Origin of the sequence: Lyngbya sp. CCY1209 (assembly GCF_035615495.1) — a bacterium.
Lineage (GTDB): Bacteria > Cyanobacteriota > Cyanobacteriia > Cyanobacteriales > Microcoleaceae > Limnospira.
In genome coordinates, this window is the sequence record NZ_JAJENU010000232.1 from 24,695 (window position 1) to 35,887 (window position 11,193).

General features: G+C 56.3%; 9 protein-coding genes. 3 read left to right on the plus strand and 6 right to left on the minus strand.

Going from position 1 to position 11,193, the window contains the following annotated elements; genetic code table 11:
* Positions 1-7: 7 nt before the first annotated feature.
* A complete protein-coding gene (locus tag LKE08_RS05400; RefSeq protein WP_324703175.1) occupies positions 8-1,525 on the minus strand; it encodes an NAD(P)/FAD-dependent oxidoreductase in 1,518 nt (505 codons plus the stop codon).
* Between the two features lie 512 nt (positions 1,526-2,037).
* Here LKE08_RS05400 and LKE08_RS05405 point away from each other — a divergent pair.
* Together LKE08_RS05405 and LKE08_RS05410 are read left to right on the plus strand one after the other, a co-directional pair.
* Positions 2,038-3,651 carry a hypothetical protein gene (locus tag LKE08_RS05405; protein WP_324703176.1) on the plus strand — a complete coding sequence of 538 codons (1,614 nt, stop codon included), beginning with the start codon at positions 2,038-2,040 and terminating at the stop codon, positions 3,649-3,651.
* Between the two features lie 92 nt (positions 3,652-3,743).
* Positions 3,744-4,739, plus strand: coding sequence for a pentapeptide repeat-containing protein (locus LKE08_RS05410; protein ID WP_324703177.1), 996 nt, complete (start codon positions 3,744-3,746; stop codon positions 4,737-4,739).
* Positions 4,740-4,750: 11 nt separating this feature from the next.
* Here the strand turns inward: LKE08_RS05410 and LKE08_RS05415 are convergent, their stop codons facing one another.
* From LKE08_RS05415 to LKE08_RS05425, 3 genes are all read right to left on the minus strand, one after another.
* Positions 4,751-6,958 carry an ATP-binding protein gene (locus LKE08_RS05415; RefSeq protein WP_324703178.1) on the minus strand — a complete coding sequence of 736 codons (2,208 nt, stop codon included), beginning with the start codon at positions 6,956-6,958 and terminating at the stop codon, positions 4,751-4,753.
* A gap of 57 nt (positions 6,959-7,015) precedes the next feature.
* Positions 7,016-8,137, minus strand: coding sequence for a TRAP transporter substrate-binding protein (locus LKE08_RS05420; protein WP_324703179.1), 1,122 nt, complete (start codon positions 8,135-8,137; stop codon positions 7,016-7,018).
* A gap of 104 nt (positions 8,138-8,241) precedes the next feature.
* Positions 8,242-9,336, minus strand: coding sequence for an ABC transporter substrate-binding protein (locus LKE08_RS05425; protein ID WP_324703180.1), 1,095 nt, complete (start codon positions 9,334-9,336; stop codon positions 8,242-8,244).
* Between the two features lie 253 nt (positions 9,337-9,589).
* Between LKE08_RS05425 and LKE08_RS05430 the strand changes: the two genes are divergently transcribed.
* Positions 9,590-10,387, plus strand: coding sequence for a pentapeptide repeat-containing protein (locus tag LKE08_RS05430; RefSeq protein WP_324703181.1), 798 nt, complete (start codon positions 9,590-9,592; stop codon positions 10,385-10,387).
* 42 nt (positions 10,388-10,429) lie between these two features.
* Here the strand turns inward: LKE08_RS05430 and LKE08_RS05435 are convergent, their stop codons facing one another.
* Both LKE08_RS05435 and LKE08_RS05440 read right to left on the minus strand, forming a co-directional pair.
* Positions 10,430-10,777, minus strand: a complete 348-nt coding sequence (locus LKE08_RS05435) for a hypothetical protein (RefSeq protein ID WP_324703182.1) — start codon at positions 10,775-10,777, stop codon at positions 10,430-10,432.
* 42 nt (positions 10,778-10,819) lie between these two features.
* Positions 10,820-11,193: hypothetical protein (locus LKE08_RS05440; RefSeq protein WP_324703183.1), on the minus strand; the 374-nt coding region annotated here is incomplete at its 5' end.

Genomic DNA, 11,193 nt, shown 5'->3' on the forward strand with positions numbered 1-11,193 from the left:
AGACTCCCTACCCCCAATTCCCCAATTCCAACAGCGCCTCCATCTCCCCCGGTTCCACCAGAGAATTCGCGCACAAAATCCCCGACGCCGCCACCGCCGGGACGCCGATTCCGGGCATGGTGCTGTCCCCCACCCGGTACAGGCCGCGGACGGGGGTTCCCGGGCCGGGAAACGTCCCCTGGCGGGCCGCGATCGCGGGTCCGTAAGTGCCCCGGTGGCGGCGCAAAAAGCGGGCGTGGGTGAGGGGGGTGCCGATCAATTCCAAAGTGATGCGATCGCGCCAATCGGGGATAATCCGTTCCAGGGCGCGAAATAGCGGTTGCGATCGCTCCCGTTTTCGCTCAGAATAGGATGCATCTTTTTTCCACCCCTCGAAGGGTTCCAGGGTGTAGGCGTGGACGACGTGATGTCCGGGGGGGGCGAGGCCCGCATCCCACACCGACGGGATGGAGATCATGCAGGTATTGCCGGGGGCGGTGATATCTCGATCGCGATCGTGGACGACGACGTGATGTCCCGTCAAATCCTCCAAACCGTCCGCCCGGATTCCCAGGTGTAAGTGCATGAAACTGTCCACCGCCGGGGTGGATAAAGCCTGAGAGCGATAGGATTCGGGCAGATCTTCGGGGGCCAGCAGTTGGGTGTAAGTATCCCAGATGGTGGCGTTGGAGATGACGATGGGGGCGCGGATGATGTCGCCGCCGCGCAGTCGCACCCCTTCGACATGACCGGATTTAACGATAATTTTTTCGACGTGGGAGTTGAGGCGCACGGTGCCGCCCCAGCGCTCGAACCCCCGGATCAGGGCATCGACGATCGCGCCGCTGCCGCCGAGGGGGTAATCGACGGGGGAGTTGGCGCGTTCTCCGAACATGAAGGCTATTTCCGGGGCGACGGTTCCCTCAGCTTTCAAACCCGACAGCAGGAAGCATTCCAAATCGATCAGCCGCCGCACCCAGGGATCTCGGACGTGGCGATCGCAGATTTGTCCGGCGGAGGCGGAAATGTCGCCCAGGCGGGGGAGTAATTTCAGCAGGGGGAGGGGATAACGTTTGAGCAAAACCGGCAGTCCTCGCCAGTCGGCGCGGAGGGCGAGGGTGGGAATGTCTTTCAAGCCTTCGTAGAGTCGCAGTAAATCCCCCTCGAAGCCTTTGAGTTCTTCGGCACCGCTCGGCGTCAATTCGGCGACGGCCCGACGGTAGCGATCGCAGTCGCGGTAAATGGGCAGACTGCCTTCGGGGAAGTGGTAGTGTCCGAGGGGATCGTAGGGGATGGCGTCCACGGATTCCCCCAGGACGGCGAGGATTTGGCGTAGAGGATTCAAACTCCCCGCATCGGAGAGTCCGCAGTAAAATGACGGTCCCGAGTCGAAGTGGAAGCCCCGGCGGGAAAAGCCGTGGGCGGCTCCTCCCGGCAGGCTGTGGCTTTCCAAAATCAGGACTCGTCGGTTATAACGAGCCAAGAGGCCGCCGGCGACCAACCCGCCGATGCCGCTGCCGATCGCGATCGCGTCAAAGTCTTGCATCGATTCCAAAGGATCAGAAATATGGATTCCCAAAAATCATCGCTCTATTCTAGAATAAATGACCTACAATGTAAAAGTTAGATAGGCTGGGGTTTTCGTGCCTCTATCTGCGCGATAGTTCCAGAATTTACAATTTTAAGATGCCGATTAAAATGAAATTTAACGATCGCCTAACCTGCCATTTCGCCCCACCGCATCTCGGGGCAGATTCACCCCAATTGATCTCCGGCGATTGGGGCAATTGATTTTCCAGTTTTGGGAATCCGGATCGGGGTTTATTCTACTTGCAATCACTGGTATCGAAATCAATCGTGTCTTTCGTGTCTTTCTGCCGTCCGGTTGTCAACCGGTCATCTGACAGGGCTTCAGATTCGACGCGGCGACCAAAATAGGATTCGGGTCAACTCCCCCTTCGTCAATTTGAGGGCACGGAGTTGAAACGGGCGACGGAGAAGCGATCGCCCGACGGCCGACAAGGCAATGTCTTAATCAATGATTCGGAGGAGGCAAAAATGCCAGCCAAATCGACCCTTGATGATGTCGTGCAGAACCTAGAAACAAACGAGCAGGTGCTTCGCATCAAAAAGATCCTGATTTGTGCGGCGCATGGAAAATGGGAAAGCGACTCGGCCGTCATCCAGAATGCCTCGATGCGAGATTTGGTGCAATCCCTGTACTGGAACACCCAGGGTTTAGACCGGCTCAACCATATTTTAACACGAATCCTCTCCAAAATCAACAAAAAAGCCGAGTATACGGTCATTATCAACACGGTTTTGAGCCAAGTCGGACGGCTGTACATCGAGGGAGAAACCGATGCTTCAACGGAGGCCGTCCTCACCTCCTACCAACCCTCCGATCGCCCCCAATCTCAGTTGCAGAACCCCCCGTTATCCGAGGGGGAGAAAGACTTCAGTTGGGGAATCAAAAAACTCGACAATTTATTTGAAATCCGTTTCAAAATCATGCAGCACGCCAATCCGCTGCGCGTCAAGATTTTGATTTATTCAGCCCTCGAGAATGAATTCACCTTCAGCGATCGCGACTGGATGCAACTGAAATCCACCGAGTTGGACGACCTGATCGAGCAACTGTTTCAAATGTTCCCCACATTTGAAGACCTGAAAGCCTACCTGAAAAAGATGGTGGAATATTTGGAAGATTCCCACGAGGACGCCCAAGTAGCCACGGTTTTAATCGAAGCCATGCGACTGTGCTACGACCGCCAACATCCGGCCTCCAACTACATTCAGGGATTCCCGGGTCAAAACGCCGGCGATCGCGCCGCCGGCCGACCGTCCGCCAGTTCCTCGCCGGGCACCCAATTCGGCAATCCCCCCCCCGGCGGCGTTGACATCAACGAAAGTCAAACCGTCCGACTCCTGATCTCCCAAGAAATGCAACCGCCCTCCGACACCGTCGCCACCGAGACATCGGACGAGCTCTCGTCCTTGCAAACCATCCAGATGGGCGGCGCCGAAAAACGCCCCAATTTCGGGCCCACATCGATCCGCGATCGCCTCGGTTTCGCCGACGAAATTCAACAACGAGTCAGCCAGGGAGTCACGGAAGCCATGACCTCCATCACCAACACTTTGGAAAGCTTGGAAAATGACCTAGCGGCGGGGACCGCCGATCCCGACCCGCAACGGCAACTCGACCTGAAATATCAAATTCTCAAAGACTTCATGGGCCAGGTCCGAGAACAGGTGAAACGCCTCGAAGACATCATCCACGAGTCTGAAGCCGCCGAACGGCAGCATACCGAACCGAGTACCTCCGTATCCGCCCCCACCGCCCCGAAAACCGAGCCGCAGGCTGCCCGACAAGGAGGCGGCACCCACCAGATCCTGGAACTGGCCAGACAGGGAAATCCCCGGGCGATCGCGTCCCTGTTGAACTATTTCCTGAAATCGAAGGGCATCCACACCCAGGCCCAGTCCAAAAACGGTTGCCTGCACCTGATCCTCGAATCCGAACACAACCTCGCCCCGGAGTCGATCCTCCACTTTTTCCAAAAAAAGTTGCACTCCCTGCAACTGCACTCCATCCGAACCGTTAAAATTTACTGCCGAAAGCCGGGACAAAAAACCTTTACCTGGACTCAAGAATTCGGTTTACATTAATCGAAACCTCCAGTCTTCGCCCGCGACGCGATCGCCCGGGGAGCGCCGGCGATCGGGGGTGGGGACCAACCACAACTCGGGACACAATCGGGATGGACGAGAGAACATTCTTAAATAAATACCGCACCGGAGAAAAGGTGTTTCAGGGGGTCAACCTCCGCAATGCCGAACTCAGCAACGCCGACCTGATCGGGGCCAATCTCAGCGGGGCGGATTTTGAAGGGGCCAATTTTATCCTCGCCTACCTCAACGGGGTCAACCTGTCCCGGGCGAACCTGGCAAAAGCGCGGCTGGCCGGCGCCAACCTGTCCCGGGCGAACCTGAGCGGGGCCAAACTCGGGGACGCCGACCTGCACGGGACCCTCCTCCAGAGCGCCGACCTGCGAAAGGCCAACCTCACCCTCGCCACCTTGCTCGACGCCAATCTCATCCAGGCCGATTTGCGGGGGGCCAACCTCCAGGGCGCCGACCTGCGGGGGGCCTGCCTGCGGGGGGCCAACCTGCGCTACGAGCGCCGCATTTACGAGAGCGTGAACTTGCGCGGCGCGGACCTGCGGGGGACGGATTTGCAGGGGGTGAACCTGACGGGAGCCGACCTGACCCGGGCGAATTTGGGCGGCGCCAACCTGACGGAGAGCGTCCTGCGGGGGGCGATTTTGACCCAGACCAACCTCTGCGAGGCTAATTTTCACGGGGCGATTCTGACCGAGGTGGATTTGAGCGAGGCGAATTTGATCGGCGCCAATTTGACCAAGGTGAAGTTGGAGCGGGCGGTTTTGGTCAACGTGCAAATGCCCCGGGTGAAGCTGTGCGAATCGATTCTGCCCGACGCGAATTTGAGCGGCGCAGACCTCAGCAGCGCGGACTTGACGCGGGTGAATTTGGTGCGGGCCGATTTGAGCCGCACCAACCTCAGCTCCGCCAATTTGACCCAGGCCGATTTGACCGACGCCTCCCTCGGACGAACCAACCTGCGGAATGCCAACCTCTGCTATGCTTATCTGACGCGGGCCGAACTCAGCAGCGCCAACACCATGGGGGTGCAGTTGCACGGGGCGATCATGCCCAATGGAGAAATTCACGAGTGATGTTGCTTCCATCAAACGGAAGACCGCGCCGGAATTTCGATGCGGAAGGTCGTCCCCTCGCCCACTTTCGAGAAACATTGCAGCCCGCCTTGGTGGCGGTTGACGACGATCTGATAGGCGATGGACAGGCCCAATCCGGTCCCCTGGCCGACGGGTTTGGTGGTGAAAAAGGGGTCGAAGATCTGTTTGAGTTTCGCTTCGTCCATGCCCGGGCCGTTGTCCGCAATTTCCACGATCAGGCGGTCGGGTTCCGCCTCCATCGCCGTGCGGATGGTGATGGTCGGGGTGCGATCGCAGCCCATTTTTCCGCGAGTATCGCCGCAGGAATCGCACAATTCAAAGGCGTCGATCGCGTTGCCGATGATATTCATAAACACCTGATTCAACTGGCCCGGATAGCAGACCACCGGGGTCAATGTGCCGTATTCTTTGACGATTTCGATCGCTTTTAATAATGCTTTAGATTTGAATTTTCCTTTCAAAATCATCAGCGTACTTTCGATCCCTTCGTGAATGTCGGCGACCTTCATCTCCGACTCGTCCAGCCGGGAGAAATTCCGCAGGGACAGGACAATTTCCCGGATCCGATTCGTCCCCACTTGCATCGATTTCATGAGTTGGGGAAAATCTTCGAGGAGGTAATCCAACTCGATTTCTTCTATCTTGTCGTCGAGGTCGGGGTCTGGGTGGCGATCGCGGTACAGTTCGATCAATTCTAATAGGTCGTTCAAATAGGATTCGGCGTGCATCAAATTGCCGTGAATGAAATTGACCGGATTGTTGATTTCGTGGGCGACCCCCGCCACCATCTGTCCCAAACTCGACATTTTTTCGGTCTGGATGAGTTGAGCCTGCGCCTCTCGCAATTCTCGGATCGCTTGCCCCAACTGTCGATTTTTTTTCCGCAGTTCTCGCGTCCGTTCTTCCACCCGATTTTCCAGGGTCAAATTGTATTCTAACAACTGTTCTTGTGACCGTTTTAAAGAGCGGGTCATTTGGTTGAAAGTCGTCGCCAAAAACCCGATTTCGTCGTGGGATTCCACCGCCACCCGCGCATCGAGATCCCCGGCTCGAATTTGCCCCGTCGTCTCGGTCAACCGCCGGATCGGATCGGCGATATCTCGCCACAGCAAACGGGCGAGAACCGCCCCTAAAATGAACGCCACGCCCCCGCCGATCAAGGTCTGCCACTGGGCGGAAGTTTGACTTTTGCGGCCGCTTTGCAACTCCTCGGACAGCCGGGATTGCTGGTCGGTGACGATGCCGTTCAACAGGACGAGCATCCGCTCCGCCAGGGGTTCTGTCAGGGTGCGAAATAAATACAAATCTTCCCGATGGCGATCGCCCTCCACGATGTCGAACATGACCGGGGGAAGGGCGATAAATTGCTCTCGGTTGTCGGCGATTTTGTCGAACCCCTGCCGCTGTTCGGAGTTCAAAAATGAACGGCGATCGCGCAACCGCTCCCAGGCCCGTTGATTCTTTTGAAAGTAGGCGGCGTAATCGAAACGGAAGGCCGGATCTCGCGTCACCAAATACCCCCGCAGGGAGGACACCATCAGGGCGAAAGAGCTTTTAAAATCCGTCAGATCTTGGAGCAAATCAAGGTTGATGTCGGAGGGCGATCGTCCGGCTTGAATTTCTGCGAGGCGGCCGGTTTCGGTGAGGATCGTCCCGAGGGGAATTTCCCCCCGTTCTTTGAGCAATTTTAAAGCCGGTTGATTGTCCAGCAAATTATCTCGCAGCGCGAACAGGCGGTCGGGAAATTTGACCCATCTTTGATAGATCTGCCGCAACTCCCGCAGGCGATCGACATCCTCCGGAGAATTCCAGGACTCCGACAGGGCTTGTGCCCCATTCAAATAGGCTTCAAATTCCTGTCTGGATTCGTGGTAGTTGGCGCGAAATTCGGATTCCCCCGTGGCGAGATATCCCCGCAGGTTGGAGACCATTTTCAGCAAGTGGGTTTGAGCCCGGGCGGAATTCAAAGCCGTCGGCACCCGCAATTCTTGGGTGCGGGTGATGTTGATTTTGGCTTGGAGACTGCCGACGTAACTCCGGCCCGCCACCAAAAGCGTCAAGAGAACCAGCGTCCCGAACCCGAGATTTAATTTATGGCTGATGCTGAGATTTTTAAATCGGGTGCGGAACGAGGCGGGGTCAAACCGATCGCGCCACAATTTGCGAAGTGAATTCGGGAACTGGTGTTTTGAGGTCATAATTCGCCCGACATAGAGACATAGAACTGATCGATGGGCCGTCTAAAATCATCATATTCAACGCACCTCCCGGAAGGCAAAGCGATCGAAACTGAACCCGTTGACCCGATGCCACCGATACACCTTGGTGCGAAACGCCGCCCAGCGATCGTAAATCTCCCGAAAAGCCTCGTTGCCCCGGGCTTTTTCCTCGTACAGGGCGAAGGCGGCATCTCGGGCGGCATTCAAAATGCTCTCGCTGTAGGACAGCAGTTGCGTCCCCCCCGCGGCCATCCGTTCCAAAGCCTCCCCGTTGGCCGTATTGTATTGGGCCAGCATCCGGGTGGTCGCCTCCGCCGTCGCCAACTGCAAAATTTCCTGGTATTCCCGAGGTAAAATTTCCCACTGCCTCCGATTCACCTGCAACTCGTAGGTCGTCCCGGGTTCCCACCAACCCGGAGAATAGTAATAAGGCGCCACCCGGTTGAGCCCCAACCGTTCGTCCTCGTAGGGTCCGACCCACTCCGCCGCGTCGATGTCCCCCCGTTCCAAAGCCGGAAAGATTTCGCCCCCCGCCAATACCTGCACGTCAACGCCGAGTCGCGACATCACCTTGCCGCCCAGACCGGGAATCCGCATTTTCAGACCTTTGAGGTCGTCCGGGGAATTCACCTGCCGCCGGAACCACCCCCCCATCTGCGCCCCCGTATTGCCGGCGGGAAAGTTGATGAGATTGAAGTCGGCGTAGATGTCGCGAATCGCCTCCAGGCCGCCGCCGTAGTACAGCCATGCGAATTGCTGCTCGGCGTTGAGTCCGAAGGGGACGGTTGTCGCAAACGCCAGGGCGGGATGTTCGTTGACGTAGTAGTAACTCGCCGTGTGCCCGCACTCGACGGTCTCCGCTTGCACCGCTTTCATCACCTCGAGTCCCGGTACGATTTCCCCCGCACCGTAGGGGACGATGGTGAATTTGCCGCCGGTCATGGCCGCGACCCGCCGACAGATCAGATCCGAACTCCCGAACACGATATCCAAAGATTTCGGCCAACTGGTCGCCATGCGCCAGCGGATCGCCGGTTCGGCTGTACTGACCCGGGGAGTCGTCTCTTCTGGAGGTTGCGGGCGGGGGCTACAAGCTCCGAATGTCGCGGTGCCGGCGGTCGCGATCGCCGCGGTCCCGATAAAATTGCGCCGTTTCATAAATTATTGGGGTGTGGGGATACTTGATAATTGATAATTGATAATTGATAATTATCAATTCATTTCCGCAACTCGGTCGCTCCCGCTGAAAGCGACAAAGGCTCTCAATCCGTGGAATTGAAGGCAAATTGGGCGAATCCTATTTCGTTGACGCGGTTCCAGCGGTAAACTCGGGTGCGGAACTGTTTCCAGGGCTCGTAAATTTGACGGAACGTGGCGTCTCGGGCGGCGGTTTCCTCGTACAATTCAAAGGCCGCGTCCCGGGCCGCCGTCAGGATCGCGTCGCTGTAGGGCAGCAGTTGGGTATCCCCCACGACGAACCGCTGCAGGGCTTCTCCGTTGGCGATGTGGTAGCGGGCCACCATCATCACATTGGCTTCCATCGCCGCCGTTTTGAGAATTTCTTGATACTCCGGCGGCAGGGTGTCCCAAGAATTGCGGTGGACCAACAAGTCGAAGGTTTCCGAGGGGGACCACCAGGCGGGATAGTAGTAAAAGGGCGCGGCTCGGTGCAGGCCCATTTTTTCGTCGTCGTGGGGGCCGATCCACTCCGTCGCCTCGATTTCCCCGTCGATGAGGGCGGTGGCGATTTTGTGGGCCGGGATGTCGCGGACATCGACGCCCAATTTGGACATCACCCGCCCCCCCAATCCGGGAATCCGCATTTTCAAGCCTTCGAGATCGGCGACGGTTTCGATTTTCCGCCGGAACCACCCCCCCATCTGCGTCCCGGTATTGCCGGCGGGAAAGCTGAGAATTCCGAAGTCGGCGTAGAGGTTTTGCACCGCTTCCAAGCCGCCCCCCTCGTACAACCAGGCGTTTTGCTGTTGGGGGTTCAAGCCGAAGGGGACGCTGGCGGCGAAGGCGAGACTCGGGTTGCGATCGAGGTAGTAGTGGCCGCTGGTGTGGCCGCACTCGACAATTCCCTCGGAAACGGCGTCGAGGATGCCTGGGGCCGAAACAATTTCATCGACCGCATAGGGGACGATGGTGAACCGCCCGCCGGTGGCGGTACTCACCCGCTGACAGATGGTCGTTATGGCGCCGAAAACGATATCTGCGGATTTCGGCCAACTGGTCGCCATGCGCCAGTTCACGGCGGGTTGGGCGGCGCCTGCCGAAGCCGGACGGGGGACTGCGACGGCAACGGTTTTTCGGGTGTTCGGCGCGGCAAAATTGAGCAAATTGCGACGTTTCATTTTGATGGAGAGACGGCTATTTTCGATCGACCGACTCAAAATAGCACCCGCTAAAATTGATCGGCCCTGGGGCTGATTGACAAAATTTGAGCCGGAGATTTATCCTGTGATTCGATCGTACACGTTCGGGGGAAGAATGGCCAATTTTGACCGCGAGATACAACATAATTTACGATCGCCTCAGACATCCGAGGTATGATTCGCCATGAGGGTGCATGGCCGATGGTCAGATGGATGCGGGGGTGACTTTGACATGGTTGACCGAGAACAGCTCGTTTTGTTGAGGCGGGGGGTGGCGGTTTGGAATCGGTGGCGACAAGACAATGCGGAAATCGAGCCGGATCTGATGGATGGGAACCTCAAGGGGATGTATCTCCGGGGGGTAAATTTTAGTCGAACTCACCTCGACCATACGGATTTGAAAGGAGCCTATTGTTTGAGGGGGAATTTCCGGGAAATTCGGGCGTCTCGATCGCAGTTTGACGGGGCCTATCTCAAAGAGGTTCAATTTGAGGCGGCTTATTTGCGGGGGGCGACGTTCCGAGGCGCCGACCTGCGGGGGGCTAATTTTTCGGACGCGGATCTCGTCGGCACCGATTTGCGGGGGGCGGATTTGCGGGGGGCGGATTTCAGCCACGGGAATTTGTACCGGGTTCAGTTGATGGGGGCGATCGCATCTTCTACCCGGTGGAATGAAGCCAATTTATTGGGCGCAAATTTGCGCGAAACCGACCTGCACGGGGCGGATTTACGGGGGACAAATTTGGCGAGAAGTAACTTAGAATTGACGAATTTATCGGAGGTCGTGGCATTGAATACGAATTTTGAAGGGGCGACCCTAACGGGGGCCTGCGTGGAAAATATTAAGATTGACGACAGAAGCAATTTCAGGCGGGCAATCTGTAAATTTGTCTATTTGAAAGCAGACCAACAGGTGCCCTATCCGTCCCCATCCGAGCATCGCTTTTTGGACGAAGATGCGATCGCCTTGATTTGTCAGATTTATCACAAGTTTATATCGGAGCGATCGCGGGTTTCTCAAAAGGTTTGATGGGCGCGATCGCCCCAATTTTATCGATTCAATAATTCGGTTTCATGAGTGAAGTTTTGTTCGGAAAAAATTGAGGACAAAAGGACTCGCCAGAATCCATAAAAATAAGGATTCGCTCAACCCCTGAAAGGGGTCAATTTCGGAATGTGTTTCTGTCAGACTCAGCACCTCCGACGATTGAGTTGGGTTTGGGTTCGGATCGTCCCCTCCCATCATTTCCATCGACTCCGAAGCCGGATTGCCGTCGTGGTGTTCCACCTCCGAGGTTTCTTCTTCCTCTCGGATGTGATATTCGGGCGCGTGGGCGATCGCGGGTTTTTGATTCGCCAATGAATTCAAAAATAGGGCGATAATTCCGCCGGTGAATAAGATGCTTTTCGTCTGTTTCATGACCCTTTTTTTGATAATTTAAACGACGGAAAAATTTTAGTTTTAACGAGATCGGCGGGGCGACATCAAAAACCACATGACGATCCCGGTTATAATTAATGTTAGCAAACCGATCGCATTTAAGAACGGATAGATATTCTCCAAATTGATTTTACCAAATTTGCCCCGGTGCAGATCCAGCAGCCAGAGAAAATCGTTGGCGCGATCGCTGATGACGGCGAACTGAAACAGACAGCCGGTTATCAAAGTTATCAGCAGCGGAAGCACCATGATCGGAGCCATTATACTATGAAGTTTTCGCAGCCTGACTCGATTGATTGCCATTAATTTTAATTTTTCAAGTACGACATTTTCGGTTTTATTCATGAGTTGATATCCCCCATTATCCCCCTTCGATCCCCCCCAGCCCCCATCCC